Source organism: Streptomyces lacrimifluminis, assembly GCF_014646095.1.
GTDB classification, from domain to species: Bacteria; Actinomycetota; Actinomycetes; order Streptomycetales; family Streptomycetaceae; genus Streptomyces; species Streptomyces lacrimifluminis.
Genome location: NZ_BMMU01000004.1, coordinates 430,377 through 452,284, shown reverse-complemented (window position 1 = coordinate 452,284; position 21,908 = coordinate 430,377). Strand labels below are relative to the sequence as shown.

Sequence of the window (21,908 nt, the reverse complement as noted above, 5' to 3'; positions counted from 1 at the left end):
GCTGTGCAGCCGACAGTTTCGTACTCGTTGGTCCAGCGCGTCGTGGGTGCTTTCGCTGCCTGCGCGGCCCTGGCCGCAACCTCGGGGTGCACAGTCCCCGTTGACGCCGTCACCGGCATCTCGGTGACCGACGACGGTCATCTGGTCGGCGTCATGATGGTCTGCGGACATCACATCGACGGCGCGACCCTCCACGGGGCCGGCGCCGACGACGACAGTGAGGTGACCGTCGGTTCATGGGACGCCGCCCGACCCCTCAAGGCCGGTCTCGCCACCTGGACCCTCGACGCGCCTGCCGCAGGCTGGACCGCGACCACATCTCTCAAACCGCTTACCGCCAGGACCACTTACACCCTCTACGGCTGGACCGAGGACAACTCGTGGTCGTCGAGCGGTGTCACCTTCACCCTGACCGACCGGGACCGGCTCACGCCGGGAACGGTCCGCTACGGGGGCGAGGAATCCGCGATCACCGTCCCGGTCGAGGAGTTCAAAGCGAGGGCCTGCGAAGACGGTTGACGGCGTGAGCCGGTGATCGTCGGTGCCGTCGTCGACGGCTGAGGCGTGGCCGAGCCGGCTGTCGGCAAGCCTGTCCGGTGCGAGCTGGACGTCGTACACGGCGCAGGTCCGAACGCGAACCAACAGGAGTCGCAAGCCGTGCCTGCCACGCCCCCGCGCGAAACCGTCAGCGGCACCCTGCGGCAAGATGGGCCTCATGAGCATCGTAAAGATCAACGTCCTCACCGTTCCCGAAGAGCAGCGCGAGACGCTGGAGAAGCGGTTCGCGTCGCGGGCCGGTGCCGTCGAGGGGTCGGACGGGTTCGAGTGGTTCGAGCTGCTTCGGCCGGTCGAGGGCACCGACAGCTACCTGGTGTACACGCGGTGGCGCAGTGAGGAGGACTTCCAGGCCTGGATGGCGGGACCGATGCAGTCGGCGCACCGCCCCGCGTCCCCGGGCGGAGAGCAGCCCAAGCCCGCCGCCTCCGGCTCGACGCTCTGGTCCTTCGAGGTGGTCCAGCAGGCTGCCCCCAAGCAGGGCTGAGCCCGCCGTTGCGGCGCGCCGAGCCGCAGTAGCCGTACTCGGCGCGCCGGAACATCCGTCACGGGACGATCGTGTCAGGGCTTGCGTCCCACTCCGCCGTGCTGACCGATGGCCGGCGCCGCCACCCCGGACGCGCTCGTCTCCGGCCGCCACAACGGCACCGAGACCACCCCCGGCTCCACCAGCTCAAGCCCTTCGAAGTACCCCTCGATCTGCTCCACCGGCCGCAGGAAATACGGCACCGCGCCCGTCTCGTTGTACGCGTCCTGCGCCTGCTCGTAGTCGGGGTCCGTGCCCCGCGAGCCCTCGTTCAGGGAGAGGTAGCTGCCGGACGGGAGGCCCGCCAGCAGGTCGCGGACGATGCCGCGCGCCACCTCGTAGTCCGCCACGTGGCCCAGGATGCCGCTCAGGATCAGGGCTGTCGGGCGGGTGAGGTCGAGCGTCCTGGCCGCCGCCTCCAGGATGCGGTCCGTGTCGTACAGCTCGGCGTCCACATAGTCCGTCGCGCCCTCGGGAGTCGACGTCAGGAGCGCTCGGGCGTGGGTCAGGACCAGCGGGTCGTGGTCCACGTACACGATGCGCGCGTCGGGGGCGACCGACTGGGCCACCTCGTGCGTGTTGTCCACCGTGGGCAGGCCCGTGCCGACGTCCAGGAACTGGCGGATGCCCGCCTCCCCGGCCAGATGGCGGATCGTACGGCCCAGGAACGCGCGGCTGCTGCGGGCGATCGTGACGATGCCGGGGAAGACGGCGGTGTACGCGTCGCCGGCCGCCTCGTCCACGGGGTAGTTGTCCTTGCCGCCCAGCCAGTAGTTCCAGATGCGGGCGGAGTGCGGTACCGAGGTGTCGATCCTCTGTTCGAATTCGGACATGCTGGCATCGTCTCCTCGGTCGCGGCGGGCGCATTGGTGCAGGGTTCAACTTAAGGCCCAAGGTCAACCATACGTATCCCGCTTGCCCGAGTCAGCACGCAACCCGGTGACCACCCCGGCGAATTCCCGGGGTGGCCCCCGTCCCGCACTCTCCGGCTCAGCCCACCGACACGGCACTCCAGGCGGCGCCCACCGCCGCGTACTCCGTGCTGCTCGTCCCGTACAGATCACGCGCCGCGTTCAGCGTGGCCGTGCGGGCGCCCGCGTAGTTCGTCGACGACGTCATGTACGTGGTCAGCGCCTTGTACCAGATCGCACCCAGCTTGGCCTGGCCGATGCCCCCGACCGTCGAGCCGTTGCACGTAGGGGAGTTGTAGCTGACACCGTTCAGCGTCTTGGCGCCGCTGCCCTCCGCCAGCAGATACGCGAAGTGGTTCGCCACGCCCGAGGAGTAGTGGACGTCCAGGTTCCCGACGCCCGAACTCCAGCAGTTGGCGGAGTTCCCGTCCTTCGACGGCTGGTCCATGTAGCGGAGCGCCGACCGGCCGAAGCCCGGCTTGACGATCTTCTCGCCGATCAAGTAGTCCCCGGGATCGGTGGAGTTGGCCGCGTTGAACTCCACCAGCGTGCCGAAGATGTCCGACGTCGCCTCGTTCAGGCCACCCGACTCGCCCGAGTACGTCAGGTTGGCCGTGGCCGACGTCACGCCGTGCGTCATCTCGTGGCCGGCCACGTCCAGCGAGACCAGCGGGCCGAACGTCGTACCGTCACCGTCGCCGTACGTCATGCAGAAGCAACTGTTGTCCCAGAAGGCGTTGTTGTAGTTGTTGCCGTAGTGCACGCGGTTGTACGAGCCGACCCCGTTGCCCTTGATGCCGCTGCGCCCGAACGTGTCCTTGTAGTAGTCCCACGTCTCGTCGGTGCCGTACTGCGCGTCCACCGCCGCCGAGGCCCGGTCCGCCGTCGCACCCGCGCCCCAGTGGTTGTCGGCGTCCGTGAAGAGCGTCGCGGGGGCGCGGATGATGCAGATGCCGAAGATGCACAGGTCGGTGCCGTTCTCGGCGTCGCCGGTGTACGTGTTGCCGCGCGTCGGGTCCTTCAGCTGGTACGTCGATCCGGAGACCGTCGTCTCCAACGGAACCGTGCCGCCGTACAGGGACTTGCCGTCGCCCGTCGCGGTCTCGATGCTGTCCCAGGCGTCGATCTGGGCGCCCGTGCGCGCGTCGGTCACCACGGTCCGGGCGACCGGGTTGCCGGCCGAGTCCAGCGCCACCGCGTTCGTCTGCCAGGCGAGCTTCGGGGTGCCGTGCAGGGCGTCAACCACCAGCTGGGGCTTGGAGGTTGTCCTCTTCAGCGCCTCGCCCCGGTTCGCCGCGCGCAGCGCCGAGGCCGCCAGGTCGGCGGCCTTCGGGGCCGACACCGCCGGGCTGATCGTGGACAGGGATATAGGCCGGGTCGTGGCGCGGCTCGCACCCCGGTAGGTGCCACCTGGCGTCAGGTGGACCACGAAGTCGCCGCCCAGGACGGGGAGTTGCCGGTAGGTGCGGTCGTAACGGACGTGCTGGCTGCCGTCCTTGTCGATGACGACGTCTCGAACCGTGGTGCCCTGTGCGGCGGTCAGGCCCAGGTGAGCGGCCTGGTCCGCGAGTGCCGTCACCGCGTTCCTGATCGCGGTGTCCCTGGTCGGCCTGTCGGCCGCGTCCGCGGTGGGGGAGAGCGCGGCGGCCAGCAGAACGGCGGTGGTGGCGGCTGTACCGGCCGCGGCGAGACGGGAGGATGTCATCGGTCTCCTTGGGGACGAAGACGGCGGGGAACGCTCAGATTTAAGGGTTCATGACATGTCGTGTCCATAGCGAAGGCATCTTCACCTCGACTTATGGCGAGAATCGTTTCCCCATCCCCACGAACCCCTCTCACGAACCCATGAACCCCTCTCGCGAACCCATGAACCCGCCCCGCGAACCCACGATCCGCCCCACGAACCCGCCCTTACGAATGCGAGACCGACGCGTGAGACTCCCGTTCTTCGTCTACGGCACCCTCCGCCCCGGCGAGCCCAACCACGACCACTTCCTGCGCGGTCGTACACAGTCGGAGCGGCCGGGACGGCTCGCGGACGCGGTGCTGTACGACGGGCCCGGCTACCCGTACGCCGTGCCGGAACCCGGCGGAGTCGTGCACGGGGAACTGGTCGCGGCGTCGCCGGATGAGTACGACGAACTGCTGGCCGAACTGGACGAGTTGGAGGAGTGCGTACCGGGTGACCCGCACAGTCTGTACGAGCGGGTCGCGCGGCAGGTGACCCTCGACGCCGACGGGAGCGCCGTACGTGCCTGGGTGTACGTCGCCGGCCCGATCGTCGCCGCACGGTTGCGGGCGCACGGAAGGCTCATCAAGGGCGGGGACTGGCGGGCACGTTACTGAAGGCGGCGGCATGGTCACACGAAGGAAATGTCAATGAGGTCCAGTTGTCGTGTTCCTCACAAGAAGCAACATGGGTCAAGAGTATTAGCTTTCAATAATTTTCGGTAATGATTGGCGCATGAGTGACCGGAAATTACTTCCCCCCGCCGGTTCCCGACAGCCCCCGCAACACGCCAATTTTCAACTGCCCCCACTTTCTGACCTGGTGAGCCTTGTCAGAGCCCCGGCCGCGCTGAGTGTTCCCGGCGACATCCTGGCGGGCGCGACCGCGGCGGGCCGTCCCCTTGGTCCCCGGACGGCCGGCGCGATGGCGTCCTCCGTCTGTCTCTACTGGGCCGGCATGGCCCTCAACGACTACGCCGACGCCGCCGTCGACTCGGTCGAGCGGCCCACCCGGCCGGTGCCCTCCGGCCGGGTGCCGCGCCGGACGGCGCTGGCCGTCGCCACCGGCCTGACCGGCGCAGGCCTCGGACTCGCCGCCGTGTCGGGCGGCCGACGCGGACTCGCCGTCGCCCTGCCCCTGACGGCGCTGATCTGGGCGTACGACCTGAAGTTGAAGTCGACTCCGGCCGGTCCGGCGGCGATGGCGGGCGCGCGTGCGCTCGACGTGCTGGCGGGCGCGGTGGCCGGCGGCGGCAGCCCTCCGTGGCACGGGCCCCGTGGGGGCGGCACGGCCGGAGCGCTCGCTCGCGGCGCCGTCCCCGCCCTCCTCACCGGGGTGCACACCTACACGCTCACCGCCCTCAGCCGCCACGAGATCTCCGGCGCACCGGCGCGGCTGCCCGCCACGACGCTCGCCGTGTCGTCTGCCACGGCACTGTCGACGGTGCTGCCTTCCGTACTTCCGGCCCTTCTGCCGCCCCGGCGCACCCTGCCCCGAGAGGAGGTCGCCCGAACAGCCGTCGCCTCCGCCGGAGTTCTCGCCTACCTGGGGACGTACGGCTGGGCCCAGGTGCGGGCCGTACGCGATCCACGCGCGAGTTCCGTACGGCGTGCGGTGGGAGCGGGCATCCTCGCCATGGTCCCCCTGCAGGCGGCGCTCACGGCGCGCGCCGGAGCGCCCGTCGCCGCCGCGCTCCTGGGAGCCCTGCACCCGGTGGCGCAGCGCCTGGCGAGGCGGGTGTCCCCGACGTGAGCCATGTCATCAATTGTCCCATGAGTCGTGTGACGAAGGGTGGCGGGCCATGGGCCTGAGATTCGGCTACGGCACCAACGGATTCACCCACCACCGCCTCTCCGACGTCCTCGGCGTCCTCGCCGACCTGGGCTACGACGGCGTCGCCCTCACCCTCGACCACAACCATCTCGACCCGTACGCAGACGACCTTGACCGCCAGGTCGCCACCGTGGGGCAGCAGTTGGCGAAGCTCGGGCTGACCGTCACCGTCGAGACCGGGGCGCCCTACTTCCTCGACCCCTGGGGCAAGCACCAGCCGACGCTGATGTCCGGCCGACCGGAACGCCGTGTCGAGCTGCTGCGACGTGCCGTACGCATCGCCGCCGGACTCGGCTCGCCCAGCGTCCAGTTGTGCAGCGGACCGACCCCGGACGACATCCCGGAGGCGGAGGCCTGGCGGCGGCTGGCCGCGGGCGTCGGGGCGGTGCTGGAGACGGCGGAGGCGTACGGGGTCGCGCTGGCCTTCGAACCCGAGCCGCACATGTTCGTCGACACGATCGGGAAGTGTCTGAGACTGCGCGAACTGCTCGGCGGGCACGAGCTGTTCGGCGTCACCCTGGACATCGGACACGCCCATTGCGTGGAGGAACCGTCGCTGCTCGACTGCGTCGACCTGGCCGCACCGCACCTGCTGAACGTCCAGATCGAGGACATGGTCCGCGGTGTCCACCGGCATCTGGAGTTCGGCGCCGGCGAGATCGACTTCCCGCCGGTGCTGGCGGCGCTGACCGACCTCGGGCATCGCGGCCTGGTGTCCGTCGAGATCCAGGGCGGCGCTCTGGACGCCCCCGACATCGCCCGCAGCTCCCTGGAGTTCCTGCGTCGCGCCGAGGCCCGCAGCCTGCTCGCCTCCTGAGGCTGCCGCCCCACCACTTGTCCACGAGAATTTCGCGATCCCCTCCTCGGTCTTCTCCAGCCTTCTCCGGCCCCCGTCTTCCCCTCCAACTCCCTTTCTGGAACCGCGCCATGCCGCTTTCCGATGCATCCCCTCTGCCCCTCACCCCCGAAGCCCGCGCCTGGCTCGACACCGCCCTGGCCGAGGTCGCCGCCGACCCCGCTGCCATCCGCACCCGCTTCCCCGCCGTCCGACGCCACTGCGGACGCGGCCCGTTGCCCGACGGCCGCACCATCGACGAAGCAGCCCGCGTGCTGCTCCTCGCCGCCCTGCCCCTGCGCGACCAGGCCCTCGCCGACGAGGTGGCAGCGCTGCACCGCTACGGCGACCCCGCCGAACAGCGCGCCGTTCTAAGGGCGTTGCCACAGATCGACCGGGAGGGGACCGGCCGGTTCCTGGATCTCGTACGGGGGACCCTGCGCGGCAACGACAACACGCTGATCGAGGCCGCCCTCGGCCCGTACGCGGCGGCCCACCTCCCGGCGGACGAGTACCGCCAGGCCGTCCTCAAGTGTGTCTTCTGCGAGATCCCGCTGGCCCGCGTCGCCGGACTCCACGACCGCGCCGACGCCGAACTCACCCGCATGCTCGGCGACTTCGCCCGCGAACGGACGGCGGCCGGACGCCCCGTACCCGAGGACATCGCCCCTCTGGTGCGCCCCTTCACCACCACCCACGGAGCCATGTGACCATGCGCATCTTCGACCCCCACATCCACATGTCCTCCCGCACCACCGACGACTACGAGGCGATGTACGCGGCCGGGGTCCGGGCCGTCGTCGAGCCCGCCTTCTGGCTCGGCCAGCCCCGCACCTCGCCCGACACCTTCTACGACTACTTCGACTCGCTGCTCGGCTGGGAGCCGTACCGGGCCGCCCAGTTCGGCATCCAGCACTTCTGCACGATCGCCCTCAACCCGAAGGAGGCGAACGACCCGCGCTGCCTCCCCGTCCTCGACGAACTGCCCCGCTACCTCGCCAAGGACCGGGTCGTCGCCGTCGGGGAGATCGGCTACGACTCGATGACCAAGGAGGAGGACGAGGTCCTCGCCCGTCAGCTCCAACTCGCCGTCGCGCACGGCCTGCCCGCCCTCGTCCACACCCCGCACCGCGACAAGGCGGCCGGGACCCGGCGGACCCTGGACGTCGTACGGGAGTCGGGCATCGCCCCCGAACTCGTCGTCCTGGACCACCTCAACGAGCTGACGGTCGGCATGGTCCTCGACAGCGGCTGCTGGGCCGGGTTCTCCGTCTACCCGAGGACGAAGATGAGCGAGGACCGCATGGTCCGCATCCTCCAGGAGTACGGCCTCGACCGTGTCCTCATCAACTCGGCTGCGGACTGGGGTAGTTCGGACCCCCTGAAGACACGTAGGACCGGCGACGCGATGCTCGCCGACGGCTTTACGGACGACGACGTCGACCGCGTCCTGTGGCGCAACCCCGTCGCCTTCTACGGCCAGAGCGGACGCCTCGACCTGGACGTCACGGACGGTGAGCCGAAGCCCGACGAGACCTCGTCGTTCGAGGGCAACTCCATCCGGCGCGGGGGAGAGTGAGCCGACCGTGCGCTTCCTCCACCCCGACGGCACCCCCGTCCACCTCGCGTACTGCAGCAACGTCCACCAGGCCGAGGACCTCGCCGGGGTCGTCGCCCAGCTCGGCGCTCACGCCGAACCCGTACGGAAACGGCTCGGCGTCGGCAGGCTCGGCATCGGCCTCTGGCTGGCCCGCGCTGCCGTCAGTGAACTAGCTGCCGACGAAAGGGCGTTGGCGACCCTCAAGGGTGAACTCGCGGCGCGTGGCCTGGAGACGGTCACTCTCAACGCCTTCCCGTACGAGGGGTTCCACCGCGAGGTCGTCAAGAAGGACGTCTACCTCCCCGACTGGGCGGACCCGGCCCGTCTCGCCTACACCCTCGACTGCGCCCGCGTCCTCGCCGCCCTCCTTCCCGCCGACGCGCGACGCGGCAGCGTCTCCACCCTCCCGCTCGGCTGGCGCACCCCGTGGGCGACAGAGCGCGCGGACACGGCCCACCGCGCTCTGGACCAACTAGCGGAAGGGCTGACGGAGTTGGAGTCGGACACCGGCCGCCGTATCCGAGTCGGCTTCGAACCGGAACCGGGGTGCGTCGTGGAGACCACCACCCAGGCGGTACGGGAGTTCGCCGACGTGGACCGTGACTATCTTGGTGTCTGCCTGGACGCCTGCCATCTCGCCGTCCAGTTCGAGGAGCCCGGTGAAGCACTCGGGCGGCTGGCCGACGCCGGCCTGCCGATCGTGAAACTCCAGGCGTCCTGCGCGGTCGAGGCTCCCGACCCGACCGACCCGCGCGCCCGCGCAGCCCTGCGGGAGCTGGCCGAACGGCGGTTCCTGCACCAGACGCGAACGGTCAGCGAGGGGCGGGTAGTCGGCGTCGATGACCTGCCGGACGCCCTGGACGGCGGCGGGCTTCCGGCGGCCGGCGCCGACAGCCCCTGGCGCACGCACTTCCACGCCCCGCTGCACGCCGAGCCCGAACCACCCCTCCGCACCACCGCCGACCAACTCACCACCGTCCTCACCGGACTTGTCGGCGGCCCGCGCGCCGCCTGCGACCACATCGAGGTCGAGACCTACACCTGGTCCGTCCTGCCCCGCCCGCCCGCCGACCTCGCCGCCGGCATAGCCGCCGAACTCGTCTGGGCCCGCGACCGGTTGACCGGCCTGGGCCTCAAAGAGGACCACTCATGACCGGCCGCAGGGAACTCCTCATGATCGAAACCCCGAACACCAACCGACTTGTCGTGCTGGACATCGTCGGTCTCACCCCCGCCCTCCTGCGCCACATGCCCGCCGTCGCCGCCCTCGGCGACCGCGGCTTCCAGTCCACCCTCGGCACCACGCTGCCCGCCGTCACCTGCACCGCCCAGTCGACCTTTCTCACCGGCGAACTCCCTTCCACACACGGCGCGGTGGCCAATGGCTGGTACTTTCGCGACCTCGGTGAAGTACTGCTCTGGCGGCAGCACAACGCCCTCGTCGGCGGCGAGAAGATCTGGGACGCGGCCCGAAAGCGGTCGCCCGGCTACACGGTCGCCAACATCTGCTGGTGGTACGCCATGGGCGCCGACGTCGACTGGACGGTGACCCCGCGCCCGATCTACTACTCCGACGGCCGCAAGGAACCCGACTGCTACACCTGGCCGCCCTCCCTGCACGACGAACTCACCGACCGCCTCGGCCCGTTCCCCCTGTTCACCTACTGGGGACCGAACGCAGGCATGCCCTCCACCCAGTGGATCCTGGGCGCCGCCCGCCAGATCTTCGACGAACACGACCCCGACCTGACCCTGGTCTACATCCCGGAGATGGACTACGAACCCCAGCGTTCCGGCCCGCAGTCCGACGCGTCGATCCGCGCTGCCCGCCAACTCGACGACGCCCTGCGCCCGTTGATCGACCACTTCCTCGCCGCCGGCGCCACGGTGGTGGCGCTGAGCGAGTACGGCATCACTCCGGTCTCCCGCCCCGTGGACATCAACCGGGCCCTGCGCCGGGCCGGACTGCTGGAGGTGCACACCCAGGACGGCATGGAGTACCTCGACCCCTGGACCTCCCGCGCCTTCGCCGTCGCCGACCACCAGCTGGCGCACGTCTACGTCCGGGACCCGGCCGACGTTCGGGAGGTCGCCAAGATCGTCGGTGAACTCGACGGTGTGGAGCAGGTGCTGGGCGAGATGGGCAAGGCGGCCCAGGGCCTGGACCACGAGCGCTCGGGAGAGCTGGTCGCGGTGGCGGACGCCGACGCCTGGTTCACCTACTACTACTGGCTCGACGACGACCGCGCCCCCGACTTCGCCCGCCAGGTCGAGATCCATCGCAAGCCCGGCTACGACCCCGCCGAACTGCTGTGGGACGACACCAACCCGTCGGTGAAACTGCACGCGGCCGGTCAACTCGCGCGCAAGAAGCTGGGGTTCCGCTATCGCATGCAGACCGTCCCGCTGGACCCCTCGGGCGTCCGCGGCAGCCACGGCCGCCTCCCGAGCGACCCCGACCACGGCCCCGTACTGCTCTGTTCCGAACCGGAGCACGGCAGCGAGGCCATCGCCGCCACCGACGTCAAGGGCCTGCTCCTGAAACTCGCCGGCCTGCCGTCGGACACACCCACGGAGCACGCCTAGGCCCCGACGGCGGTGTGGCGCCAGCCGTGCCTGGGCGCTGGCTTTGTCTCGGGCCCGACCGTGGCTTGGCCCCGACCGTGGTGTGGGCGCCAGCCGTGCCCAGGCACTGACCTTGCCTCGGCCCGACCAGGGCTTGGCGTCGATCGTGCGGCAGGCGCAGGCCAGGCTCGGGCACACCGCCTGTGCCTGGGCAGCCGCCTGTGCTTGGGCACGGCAGCCCGGGCACCGGCCGTGCCGTAGGCGCCGCTGATACCCGGACATTCCCCCCTTCGCCCCCTTCGCTGCCCCCTGGCCCCGGAAACCCGGCCCCTGGATCCTCCGGATCGCCCCCGGACCGACCACCCTCCGCGCACCAGTCACATCCCCGGCCTCGGTCACATCCCGCGCACCGGCCTCGACCACGCCCCCTGCATCGACCACCCTCCATGCCCCGACCACCTCCCCCGGCCCCGACCACACCCGCCAGACCGACTACCCCGCCCCGCCCCCCGCCCACGCCACACCCCCACCACGCGGAGACACCGACCATGTCCGAGACCACGTTCCCCCCGCTCCCCATGCGGCGTACCGCCCTGCTCGACCCGCCCGCCGAGTTCACGCTGCTGCGCGAGCAGGGCCGGATCAGCCGTATCGCGCTCTGGGGCGGCAACACCCCCTGGCTGATCACCCGGCACGAGGACGCCCGTGCCGTGCTGGCGGACGCCCGCTTCAGCGCCGAGAACCGCCGGGAGGGGTTTCCCGGCCTCCAGCCGACCCCGCCGCCTCCCACCCCCGGCCAGCTCTTCGCCATGGACGCGCCCGACCACACCCGGCTGCGCCGGATGCTGATCCCCGACTTCACCTTCCGCCGCGCCGAGGAACTGCGCCCGTCCATCCAGCAGTTGACCGACCGGCTCATCGACGACCTGGTGGCCAAGGGGCCCGACGCCGATCTGGTGGAGGACTTCACCCTGCCGCTGCCGCTGCTCGTCATCTGTGAACTCCTCGGAGTGCCGTACGCGGACCGGGAGTTCATTCATCGCCAAGCCGCCGCGTTCGCCACCGTGACCGACGGGCCCGAGGCGATGCGGGCGGGCTGGGGCGCGCTGTTCGGGTATCTCATGGAGCTGCTCGCTGCCAAGACCGCCGACCCCGGCGACGACCTGCTGAGCAGGCTCGCGGCCGAACGTGTGGCCACCGGCGAGGCAACCGCCGCCGAGGCGGCCGGGCTTGCCGTGATGCTGCTCATCGCGGGACACGAGACGACGGCGAGCATGCTGTCGCTCGGCGTGGTGACCCTGCTGTCCCACCCCGCCCAACTGGCCGCGCTGCAAGCCGATCCGGAGCTGGTGCCAGGAGCGGTCGAGGAACTCCTGCGTTATCTCACGGTCGTTCACGTCGGGATGCGGCGCATCGCCACGCAGGACGTGGAGATCGGCGGTGTGACCGTACGGGCCGGGGAAGGTGTCGTCGTCGCGCTCCAGGCCGCCAACCGGGATCCCAGCGCGTTCAAGGACCCGGACACCTTCGACATCACCCGGGAGTCCCAGCATCACCTGACGTTCAGCCACGGCCTGCACAACTGCCTCGGCCAGTCCCTCGCCCGCGCCGAACTCCAGATCGCCCTGCCCACCTTGTTCCGCCGCCTGCCCGGCCTACGGCTGACGGCGCCGGCCGAGGTGAACGCCCACGAGGGCCGCGCGGTCCACGGAGTACGCGCCCTGCCGGTCACCTGGTAGTACGACGACCTCCAACTCGCCTGTCCCTCAAGGGAGTACGGTCTCCAGCCGTACCGCGCACGCCTTGAACTCCGGCATCCGTGAGGTGGGGTCGAGGGCGGGGTTGGTCAGCGTGTTGGCCCGGCCCTCGCCCGGCCAGTGGAAGGGCATGAAGACGGTGTCGGGGCGGATCGCGGTGGTGATCCGCGCCGGCGCCACCGCCCGCCCGCGCCGGGACACGACGGCGATGGCGTCCCCCTCCCCGGCGCCCAGCCGCGCGGCCAGCCGGGGGTGCAGCTCCACGAACGGCCCGGGCGCGGCGGCGTTCAGCTCGTCGACCCGCCTCGTCTGGGCCCCGGACTGGTACTGGGCCACGACCCGCCCGGTGGTCAGCAGCACCGGGTACTCGGCGTCCGGCTCCTCGGCGATCGGCCGGTACGTCACGGGCGCGAACCGGGCCCGCCCGTCCTCGGTCGCGAACCGGTCGAGGAAGAGACGGGGGGATCCGGGATGCGCGGCGGCCTGTGACCGGTTCCCGTCCGGCTGGTCGTCCTGTGCCGGGCAGGGCCAGAAGACGCCGTTCTCCTCGGCGAGCCGCCGGTAGGTGATCCCCGAGTAGTCGGCGATCCCGCCCGCGCTGGCCCGGCGCAACTCCTCGAAGACCTCCTCGGGTTCGACCGGGAACCCCTTCTCCACCCCGGCACGGGCGGCGAGTTGGTGCAGAACGTAGAGATCGCTGCGGACCCCGTCCGGGGGACTCACGGCTTGCCGACGCAGCAGCACCCGACCCTCCAGATTGGTGGTCGTACCGGTCTCCTCCGCCCACTGGGTCACGGGCAGGACGACATCGGCGAGCGCGGCGGTCTCGGACAGCACGACATCCGCGACAGCCAGGAAGTCCAGGGATTCCAGGCGCTGTTGGATGTGCGCGGCCCGGGGCGCGGACACCACCGGGTTGGACCCCATCAGCAGCAGGGAACGGATGTCGGAGCCGAGCGCGTCCAGGAGTTCGTACGCGCTCAACCCGGGCCCGGGCAACGAGTCCGGGTCGACACCCCACACCCCGGCCACATGGCGCCGCGCCTCCGGGTCGGTGAGCTTGCGATAGCCGGGCAACTGGTCGGCCTTCTGGCCGTGTTCACGCCCGCCCTGCCCGTTGCCCTGCCCGGTCAGGCACCCGTATCCGGAGTACGGCCGCCCCGAACGCCCGGTCGCCAGGCACAGGTTGATCCACGCGCCCACCGTGTCCGTCCCCTTGGACTGCTGCTCGGGCCCGCGCGCCGTGAGCACCATCGCGTTGGCCGGCGCGCAGAACATCCGTACGGCCTCCCGGAGTTGGGGCACGGGCACCCCGGTGATCCGCTCCACGTACTCCGGCCAGTGGGCCATTGCCGCAGCACGCGTCTCCTCCCAGCCGCTCGTCCGCTCCTCGATGAACGCCTCGTCGGTACGCCCCTGGGACACGACCAGGTGCAACAGGCCCAGGGCGAGCGCGAGATCGGTACCGGGACGCGGCGCGAGATGCAGATCGGCCTGCTCGGCGGTACGGGTCCGACGCGGATCGATGACGATCAGCGTTCCCCCGTTCTCCTTGAGTTCGGTGAGATAGCGGAGAGCGGGCGGCATGGTCTCGGCGAGATTGGAGCCGACCAGGATGACGCACCCGGTCTTGGGGATGTCCTCCATCGGGAAGGGCAGCCCCCGGTCGATCCCGAACGCCTTGTTCCCGGCAGCGGCGGCGGACGACATGCAGAAACGCCCGTTGTAGTCGATCTGGGAGGTCCCGAGAACGACCCGCGCGAACTTCCCCAGCGCGTAGGCCTTCTCGTTCGTGAGCCCGCCCCCGCCGAAGACACCGCACGCGTCCGGGCCATGCTCCGTACGCGTGCGGGTCAGTCCCTCGGCGACCCGGTCGAGAGCCTCCTCCCAGGTGACGGGTACGAGGACCCCGTCACGCCGGACCAACGGCTCGGTCAGTCGCAGCGCCGGCGACAGCAGGGCGGGTGCGGTGCGCCCCTTGCCGCACAGGGCCCCACGGTTGACCGGGAAGTCGACGCGCTCGGAGACCGTGACGCCCCCGCCTGCTGCCGGCGTGAGGTTCATACCGCACTGCAGGGCGCAGTACGGGCAGTGCGTGGGCGTCACGGAGGTCTCCATACCGCCAGCGTGCGGCGCCCGTGTTACACCTCGGAACGTCCCCCGTTACGCAGCAGGCACGGGGACCTCCCGGGGACCCGGGCCCGCCGGTGAGGTTCCCTGGCTCTTCAGCCTGTCTGGGGGTCTCCCCTCCGGGAGAGGGACGGGACGGGTAGGGGCGGCGGGAGCGGCCCCATCCGTCAGCGGCTCCGCCGCGGGCCGCCGTGTTCACCCACCCAACGCCCGCTGAACCCCCACCTCCACCGGCCCCAGAAACCGCGGATCAGGCTCGAACACCGCATCCACCGCCGCCTTGCCCGCCGCGAAGATCTCCCGCGCCCCGCCGTAGTACCAGGTCACGTCATGCTTGGCCTCGACCCCGACCCCGTACGAGTCCACCCCCGCCGCCTCGCACAACGCGACAGCACGACGAATATGGAACCCCTGACTGATCAGCACCGCCCGGTCGACCCCGAATATCCTCTTCGCCCGGACACAGGAGTCCCACGTGTCGAACCCGGCGTAGTCGCTCACGATCCGCCCGTCCGGCACCCCGTGCCGTGTCAGATACGCCCGCATCGCATCCGGCTCGTCATAGTCCTCGCGACTGTTGTCCCCGGTGACGAGCACCACCCTGACCCGCCCCGCCCGGTACAGCTCCGCCGCCGCGTCCAACCGGTGCGCGAGGTAAGGAGACGGCTCCTCGCCCCACAAACCGGCACCGAAGACGACAGCGACATCGGTACGCGGCGCGTCCGAGACATCGCGCAGCCGGTCACCCGCGGCGACGAACATCCATGTGGCCGGCAACAACGCCAGCACGCACAGCGACATCACGGCCTGCACGGCCCGCCGCTGCCCGGTCCGCGTACGAGGCAGACGCACACGCGAACGCAAGGACACCCACGATCCACGCGCCTTCGGGCTGCTCATCGGACGGGTCCTCCTCAGGTGACCGCGGTGGCCTTCGACCAAGGAAGACGCCCCCGACACCGCCCCGGTTCATCCCTCCCGACGTGACCAGCTTCACTCGCTCGCGAAAGACCGCAGGTCAATCCACCTCACACACCCCTTGCCCCTCACCGTGAACCCCCGGAAAAGACCCGTCATTCATGCGCAACGGCGTGGCAACCTCCTGCCGTCACGATCGGTACATGACGTCGTCGCCCCGTTCTTACGACGAGTCCACGCAGCCCCCGCAGAGCCCCCGGCCGCCCGGAGGCGCCCACCTCGACAGGACGGCGCGAATCATGGACCGGATCACCAGCCACCTCGGCAGCCAGCTCAGCCTCGTACCGCTCGACGGCAGCCGTCGCCCCGCCCCGCCCGCACTCGTCCTGGTGGGCCACGGCAGCCGTGACCCGCGAGCCCTGAGCACCGTCGGCGCGCTCGCCGAACGCGTCCGCGAACTGCGCCCCGACCTGCCCGTGCACCTGGGGCACATCGAGCTGAACGCGCCCCTGCTCCCGGACACGCTCGCGGGCCTCGGCACCGCCGAGGCCGTCCTCGTACCGCTGCTGCTCAGCCGCGGCTACCACGTCAAGCAGGACATCCCGGAGATGGCCGCGGCGGCATCGGCACGCACGCGTGTGGCCGCGCCGCTCGGCCCGCACCCCCTGCTCGTCGAAACCCTGTACGCCCGCCTCGTCGAGGCCGGCTGGCGCACCCGGATGACCGACGAGCAGCGCCGGACGAGCGCGGTCGTCCTCGCCGCCGCGGGTTCCCGCGACCCCGACTCGGACGTGGACACCCGCCGCACCGCCCAGCTCCTCGCCGACCGCCTGGGCGTGCCCGTCGTCCCGGCGTACGCCACCACCGCAGCGCCGACCGTCCCCGCAGCCGTGCGCGCCCTGGCCGCCCGTGGCCGTCACCGCGTCGCCGTTGCCTCCTACTTCACCGCCCCGGGCCGCTTCGCCACGGAATGCGCCGAGGCCGCCCCCTGGATCGCCTCGGCCCCCCTGGGCGCCCACCCGTCCATGGCCCACCTGATCCTCCACCGCTACGACCAGGCGGTCGCGGCCCCAGAGATGTCCCTGACCCGAGAACTGGCCTCGGCCCGATAGGGGCGCGAGGCTGTATTCGATGTGCGGCTCCGCCGCGTGGGCGCGACAAGCCACAACGCGCCGGTACTCGCAGAGCAACAGCCCCCGGCAGACGCGCAGGCGCACACACACGCCCAAATTGTCAGTACCTGCGCTTACTGTCGAACCATGGAAGGCACACGCACCAACACAACCCGCACCCCCCAACCCCCCGAGAACGACAACACCCCCACCGCCTACCCCCCGGCGGCAGCCGCCCGCTGGGCCGCCGAACCCGACAAACGACCGGGCCGCACCGCCTTCCAACGCGACCGAGCCCGCGTACTGCACTCCTCCGCGCTCCGGCGCCTGGCCGGCAAGACCCAGGTGGTCACGCCGGGCACCCGCAGCCAGGTCTGGGACGCCAGCCCCCGCACCCGCCTCACGCACTCCCTGGAATGTGCCCAGGTCGGCAGCGAACTGGGCGCCGCCCTCGGCTGCGACCCCGACCTCGTCGAGGCGGCCTGTCTCTCGCACGACCTGGGCCACCCGCCCTTCGGGCACAACGGCGAACAGGCGCTCAACGAGTTCGCGGCGGACTGCGGCGGCTTCGAGGGCAACGCCCAGTCCCTCCGGCTCCTGACCCGGATCGAACCGAAGCGTTTCGTGCGCAGCGAACGGCTTGAGACCAGGGGCGGATCCGGAACCGCCGACGACCTCGTCAGCGTGGGTCTCAACCTCACCCGGGCCACCCTCGACGCCGCCACCAAGTACCCCTGGCCGCGCGGCGGGCACCCCACCGACCCGGCCTCCCCGAAGTTCGGCGTCTACGACGACGACCGACCGGTCTTCGACTGGGTCCGCCAGGGCGCCCCCGGGACCCGGACGACCTTCGAGGCCCAGGTCATGGACTGGGCGGACGACGTGGCGTACTCGGTGCACGACGTCGAGGACGGTCTGCACGCCGGTCACGTCGACCCCAACTGTCTGCACGCCGAGCCCGAGCGCCAGGAGATCTTCCGGGTCGCCACCGGCCGCTACGTGGCCGCGGACACCGACCCCGCCGAACTCGCGGCAGCTCTCGACCGTCTCCTCGACCAGGAGTGGTGGCCGCACGGCTACGACGGCACGGCCGTCGCCCAGGCCCGGCTGAAGGACGCCACCAGCCAGCTCATCGGCCGCTTCTGCCTGGCCGCGGAGAGCGCCACGCGCGCGGCGTACGGCCCCGGCCGGCTCACGCGGTACGCGGCGGAACTGGTCGTCCCGCGCGCGGCCCGGCTGGAGTGCGCGGTCCTCAAGGCGGTCGCCGACCGGTACGTGATGCAGCGCGCCGAACAGGAACTGATCCGCGCGGACCAGCGCGTCGTCGTCGCCGAACTCGCCGAGGCACTCACCGCACGCGCTCCGGACGGCCTGGACCCCCAGTTCCGCGCGCTGTTCGACGAGGCGGCGGACGACCGGGAGCGCAAGCGAGTGATCGTCGACCAGATCGCGTCCCTCACCGACGCGTCGGCGCGTTCGCTGCACGCGCGCCTGAGGGGTCGCATATGACCCGTATATGACCTGTATGTGGCTTCCAAGTGGCCCTGCATCAACCGCATATGACACAGATGTGACCCTGCGTGGCCTGATCGGGCCACACCCTCTTCCCCCATCACACTCCGTGCGGGACGCTCCCCAGGGGGCATCCGTACACAAGGCACGAGCAACACGCGGCACGAACAACACGCGGCATCCGTATTACGAGGAGGCATGAAGTGGTCGACGCGGATCAGACATTCGTCATCGTCGGAGGCGGACTGGCCGGCGCCAAGGCGGCCGAGACGCTCCGGGCGGAGGGCTTCACCGGCCGCGTGATACTGATCTGCGACGAACGCGACCACCCCTACGAGCGGCCCCCGCTCTCCAAGGGCTACCTCCTCGGCAAAGAGGAGCGCGACAGCGTCTTCGTCCACGAACCGGCCTGGTACGCGCGCAACGACATCGAACTCCACCTCGGCCAGACCGTCGACGCCATCGACCGTACGGCGAAGACGGTCCGCTTCGGCGACGACGGCACCCTCGTCCACTACGACAAGCTGCTCATCGCCACCGGTGCCGAGCCGCGCCGCCTCGACATCCCCGGAACGGGCCTGGCCGGCGTGCACCATCTGCGCCGCCTCGCGCACGCCGAGCGGCTCAAGGGCGTTCTGGCCGCCCTGGGCCGCGACAACGGCCACATCGTGATCGCCGGCGCCGGCTGGATCGGCCTGGAGGTCGCTGCGGCGGCACGGGAGTACGGCGCCGAGGTGACCGTCGTCGAGCCGGAGTCGACCCCGCTGCACTCGGTGCTCGGCCCCGAGCTGGGCAACCTCTTCGCCGAGCTGCACCGCGAGCACGGCGTCCGCTTCCACTTCGGTGCCCGCCTGACGGAGATCGTCGGCCAGGACGGCATGGTCCTCGCGGCCCGTACGGACGACGGCGAGGAGCACCCGGCCCACGACGTCCTGGCGGCCATCGGAGCCGCGCCGCGCACCGGCCTGGCGGAGGCGGCCGGCCTGACCCTCGCCGACCGCGCGTACGGCGGCGGCATCGCGGTCGACGAACGCCTGCGCACCTCCGACCCCGACATCTACGCGGCCGGTGACGTGGCCGCCTTCCACCACGCCCTGTTCGACACCAGGCTCCGTGTCGAACACTGGGCCAACGCCCTCAACGGCGGCCCGGCGGCGGCCCGCGCGATGCTGGGCCGCGAATCCACGTACGACCGCGTGCCCTACTTCTTCTCCGACCAGTACGACATGGGCATGGAGTACTCGGGCTGGGCGCCCCCGGGCTCGTACGACCAGGTGGTGATCCGGGGAGACGCGGCCAAGCGCGAGTTCATCGCCTTCTGGGTGAGGGAGGACCGGGTGCTGGCCGGGATGAACGTGAACGTGTGGGACGTCACAGAGCCCATCCAGCAGCTCATCCGCTCCCGGTCCCAGGTGGACACGGAGGCCCTGGCGAACCCCCACGTACCACTGGACAGCCTCGTCCCGTGACCGGGACAGGGCCCGCGACGGTCACAGCACTGTCGGCCCGCCCCCGTAGAATCACTGCGTGGCCGGAAGGATCAACGACGAGGACGTGAAGGCGGTTCGGGACGCGGTCCCGATCGACGCCGTGGTGTCCGAGTACCTCCAGCTGCGCAACGCGGGCGGCGGCAACCTCAAGGGCCTGTGCCCCTTCCACGACGAGAAGTCACCGTCCTTCCAGGTCAGCCCGAGCAAGGGACTGTTCCACTGCTTCGGCTGCCAGGAAGGCGGCGACACCATCACGTTCGTGATGAAGGTCGACCACCTCTCCTTCTCCGAGGCGGTCGAGCGCCTGGCCGGCCAGGCCGGCATCACCCTCCGGTACGAGGAGGGCGGCTACAACCCCGCGGGCCAGCGCGGCGAGCGCATCCGCCTGGTCGAGGCCCACAAGATCGCCGCGCAGTGGTACGTGGAGCAGCTGGCCACCAGCTCCGAGGCGGACGCGGGCCGCAAGTTCCTGGCGGAACGAGGCTTCGACCAGTCCGCCGCCGAACACTTCTCCGTCGGCTACAGCCCCCAGGGCTGGGACCACCTCACCCGCTACCTCCGCGGCAAGGGCTTCTCGGACAAGGAACTCCTGCTGTCCGGCATCGCCCAGGAGGGCCGCCGCGGTCCCATCGACCGCTTCCGAGGCCGTCTGATGTGGCCGATCCGCGACATCGGCGGCGAGGTCGTCGGCTTCGGCGCGCGCAAGCTGTACGAGGACGACAACGGCCCCAAGTACCTCAACACCCCCGACACGGCGATCTACCGGAAATCCCAGGTCCTGTACGGCATCGACCTCGCCAAGAAGGACATCGCGAAGGCGAGCCGCGCGGTCGTCGTGGAGGGCTACACGGACGTCATGGCCTGCCATCTGGCCGGTGTGACGACGGCGATCGCGACCTGCGGCACGGCCTTCGGCACCGACCACATCAAGATCCTCCGCCGGCTGCTGATGGACAACGGCTCGGCCCGCGTGATCTTCACCTTCGACGGCGACGCGGCCGGCCAGAAGGCCGCTCTGCGCGCCTTCGAGGACGACCAGAAGTTCGCCGCCGAGACCTACATCGCGATCGCGCCCGACGGCATGGACCCCTGCGACCTGCGCCTCGCGAAGGGCGACCAGGCCGTCGCCGACCTCGCCGAACCCCGCACCCCCCTCTTCGAGTTCGCCCTGCGCCAGATCGCCATCCGCTACGACCTGGAAACCCCGGCGGGCCGCGCGGCGGCGCTGGACGAGGCGGCCCCGATCGTGGCCCGCATCAAGAACAGCGGCGCCCAGCACGAGGTGGCGGTCCAGCTCGCCGGCATGCTCGGCATCCTGGACACGCAGTTCGTCGTCAAGAGGGTGGCCCAGCTGGCCCGCTGGGCCCGCGACCGCGGCGGCAAGGGCCCGGCCCCCGCCGGCCAACAGCGCCAGTCCCAGCCGTACGAGACGGCCTCGTCCCGGCCCGGCGGCCCGTCCGGACCCGCCCTGAACCTCCGCAACCCGGTCTACGCCACCGAACGTGAACTCCTCAAACTCGCCCTCCAGCGCCCCGACCTGGTCTCCCCGGCCTTCGACGCCTACGGCATCGACGAGTTCACGGCCGCCCCCTACGCGGCCGTCCGCCAGGCGATCATGGAAGCTGGCGGTGTGGAGTACGGCGTCCAGGACCCCCAGGAGTACCTGGTCCGCGTCCGCGAGGTGGCCCCGGACAACACGGTCCGCTCCATGGTGACGGAGCTGGCGGTCGAGGCGATCATGCGCAGAACGGTCGACGACGTGTACGCGAGCGACCAGTTGGTCATGGTCCGCCGCAGAGCGGTGGAACGCCGGATCCAGGAGGTCCAGGTCACCCACACTCGTCTGGCCACCCACGGCGACCCGGCCGAACTGGCCGCCGTACAGAACGAACTGTGGGTACTCCAGCAGTACGACCAGGCTTTGCGGGAGCGGGGCGCGGCGGCGCTCTGAGCAGGCCTCGGAGGCTCGGAGGCGCCGGAGTCAGTGCCCCGCGAACGTCGGCGTCACCGCCCGTACCAGCCGGCCGTTCCAGTGCTCCTCCCGCCCCCGCCGCGTCACGAACCGCTCGGTCGACGGTCCGCCCCGTGCCACCCGACGGGCGTTCACGACAGATGCGCGCCGTACGGGACCACCGGCGCGGCCAGGGCGTCGAGATCCGCGTCCGTCGGCAGCCGCAGCTTCACATGGTGCTCGAAGTACCGCTCGCCGTACCGCTCGTCCGCGCATGGTTCACACGGCACCTCGGGGGCCCACGGCGACGACTCGATCTTGACGCGCACCGGTTCGAACCCCTCCGCCCGCAGCAGCGCCCCGACGTCCCGCGCTCGGGCCGGTTCCTCGGCGTACGACGCGGAACCCGTGAGGGTGAGCATCGACTGGGTCGGCGTTCGGCCCCGGGCGAGGACGATGTGCGTCAGCTTGAGACCGGTCGCCG

19 protein-coding genes are annotated in these 21,908 nt (G+C 70.9%); 14 read left to right on the top strand and 5 right to left on the bottom strand.

Going from position 1 to position 21,908, the window contains the following annotated elements; genetic code table 11:
* Window positions 1–3 precede the first annotated feature (3 nt).
* Window positions 4–519: a hypothetical protein gene (locus IEY89_RS09710; RefSeq protein ID WP_229695124.1), complete on the top strand. Its 516-nt coding sequence runs from the start codon at window positions 4–6 to the stop codon at window positions 517–519.
* A 196-nt stretch (window positions 520–715) separates the two neighbouring features.
* Entirely contained in the window at window positions 716–1,042 is a 327-nt protein-coding gene (locus IEY89_RS09705; protein ID WP_189146880.1) for an antibiotic biosynthesis monooxygenase family protein, read from the top strand.
* Between the two features lie 74 nt (window positions 1,043–1,116).
* On the opposite strand, the gene IEY89_RS09700 is transcribed toward IEY89_RS09705, so the two are convergent.
* Together IEY89_RS09700 and IEY89_RS09695 are read right to left on the bottom strand one after the other, a co-directional pair.
* On the bottom strand, window positions 1,117–1,914 hold the full coding sequence (locus tag IEY89_RS09700) for an SAM-dependent methyltransferase (protein ID WP_189146879.1): 798 nt from the start codon (window positions 1,912–1,914) through the stop codon (window positions 1,117–1,119).
* 157 nt (window positions 1,915–2,071) lie between these two features.
* Window positions 2,072–3,697, bottom strand: a complete 1,626-nt coding sequence (locus IEY89_RS09695) for a M4 family metallopeptidase (RefSeq protein WP_189146878.1) — start codon at window positions 3,695–3,697, stop codon at window positions 2,072–2,074.
* Window positions 3,698–3,924: 227 nt separating this feature from the next.
* Between IEY89_RS09695 and IEY89_RS09690 the strand changes: the two genes are divergently transcribed.
* From IEY89_RS09690 to IEY89_RS09655, 8 genes are all read left to right on the top strand, one after another.
* Window positions 3,925–4,338 (top strand): gamma-glutamylcyclotransferase family protein, encoded by a 414-nt coding sequence (locus tag IEY89_RS09690; protein ID WP_189146877.1) that lies wholly within the window; start codon window positions 3,925–3,927, stop codon window positions 4,336–4,338.
* Window positions 4,339–4,543: 205 nt separating this feature from the next.
* The gene (locus IEY89_RS09685) at window positions 4,544–5,473 is read left to right on the top strand and encodes an SCO3242 family prenyltransferase (protein WP_189146876.1); all 930 of its coding nucleotides are present in this window, start codon (window positions 4,544–4,546) and stop codon (window positions 5,471–5,473) included.
* Between the two features lie 49 nt (window positions 5,474–5,522).
* A complete protein-coding gene (locus IEY89_RS09680) occupies window positions 5,523–6,371 on the top strand; it encodes a sugar phosphate isomerase/epimerase family protein (RefSeq protein ID WP_189146875.1) in 849 nt (282 codons plus the stop codon).
* Window positions 6,372–6,481: 110 nt separating this feature from the next.
* Window positions 6,482–7,099: an EboA domain-containing protein gene (locus IEY89_RS09675; protein ID WP_189146874.1), complete on the top strand. Its 618-nt coding sequence runs from the start codon at window positions 6,482–6,484 to the stop codon at window positions 7,097–7,099.
* A gap of 2 nt (window positions 7,100–7,101) precedes the next feature.
* Window positions 7,102–7,968, top strand: a complete 867-nt coding sequence (locus tag IEY89_RS09670; protein WP_189146873.1) for a TatD family hydrolase — start codon at window positions 7,102–7,104, stop codon at window positions 7,966–7,968.
* A gap of 7 nt (window positions 7,969–7,975) precedes the next feature.
* The gene (gene eboE, locus IEY89_RS09665) at window positions 7,976–9,142 is read left to right on the top strand and encodes a metabolite traffic protein EboE (protein WP_189146872.1); all 1,167 of its coding nucleotides are present in this window, start codon (window positions 7,976–7,978) and stop codon (window positions 9,140–9,142) included.
* Window positions 9,139–10,575, top strand: coding sequence for an alkaline phosphatase family protein (locus tag IEY89_RS09660; RefSeq protein WP_229695123.1), 1,437 nt, complete (start codon window positions 9,139–9,141; stop codon window positions 10,573–10,575). The genes eboE and IEY89_RS09660 overlap by 4 nt, the downstream gene beginning before the upstream one ends.
* A gap of 527 nt (window positions 10,576–11,102) precedes the next feature.
* The gene (locus IEY89_RS09655; protein ID WP_189146871.1) at window positions 11,103–12,293 is read left to right on the top strand and encodes a cytochrome P450; all 1,191 of its coding nucleotides are present in this window, start codon (window positions 11,103–11,105) and stop codon (window positions 12,291–12,293) included.
* A gap of 27 nt (window positions 12,294–12,320) precedes the next feature.
* On the opposite strand, the gene IEY89_RS09650 is transcribed toward IEY89_RS09655, so the two are convergent.
* Both IEY89_RS09650 and IEY89_RS09645 read right to left on the bottom strand, forming a co-directional pair.
* Complete coding sequence (locus IEY89_RS09650) at window positions 12,321–14,429, bottom strand: molybdopterin oxidoreductase family protein (RefSeq protein WP_189146870.1); 2,109 nt, start codon at window positions 14,427–14,429, stop codon at window positions 12,321–12,323.
* Window positions 14,430–14,636: 207 nt separating this feature from the next.
* Window positions 14,637–15,341, bottom strand: a complete 705-nt coding sequence (locus IEY89_RS09645; protein ID WP_189146869.1) for a SanA/YdcF family protein — start codon at window positions 15,339–15,341, stop codon at window positions 14,637–14,639.
* Between the two features lie 221 nt (window positions 15,342–15,562).
* On the opposite strand from IEY89_RS09645, the gene IEY89_RS09640 reads away from it, so the two are divergent.
* The 4 genes from IEY89_RS09640 to dnaG all read left to right on the top strand — a co-directional run bounded on the left by IEY89_RS09640 (window position 15,563) and on the right by dnaG (window position 21,424).
* On the top strand, window positions 15,563–16,471 hold the full coding sequence (locus IEY89_RS09640) for a sirohydrochlorin chelatase (RefSeq protein WP_189146868.1): 909 nt from the start codon (window positions 15,563–15,565) through the stop codon (window positions 16,469–16,471).
* A 147-nt stretch (window positions 16,472–16,618) separates the two neighbouring features.
* Window positions 16,619–17,980, top strand: coding sequence for a deoxyguanosinetriphosphate triphosphohydrolase (locus IEY89_RS09635; RefSeq protein ID WP_189146867.1), 1,362 nt, complete (start codon window positions 16,619–16,621; stop codon window positions 17,978–17,980).
* A gap of 206 nt (window positions 17,981–18,186) precedes the next feature.
* Window positions 18,187–19,452 (top strand): NAD(P)/FAD-dependent oxidoreductase, encoded by a 1,266-nt coding sequence (locus IEY89_RS09630; protein WP_189146866.1) that lies wholly within the window; start codon window positions 18,187–18,189, stop codon window positions 19,450–19,452.
* A gap of 58 nt (window positions 19,453–19,510) precedes the next feature.
* Window positions 19,511–21,424 carry a DNA primase gene (gene dnaG / locus IEY89_RS09625; RefSeq protein ID WP_189146865.1) on the top strand — a complete coding sequence of 638 codons (1,914 nt, stop codon included), beginning with the start codon at window positions 19,511–19,513 and terminating at the stop codon, window positions 21,422–21,424.
* Window positions 21,425–21,576: 152 nt separating this feature from the next.
* Here dnaG and IEY89_RS40500 read toward each other — a convergent pair whose 3' ends face one another.
* Window positions 21,577–21,846, bottom strand: coding sequence for a hypothetical protein (locus IEY89_RS40500; protein WP_229695122.1), 270 nt, complete (start codon window positions 21,844–21,846; stop codon window positions 21,577–21,579).
* Window positions 21,847–21,908 lie beyond the last annotated feature (62 nt).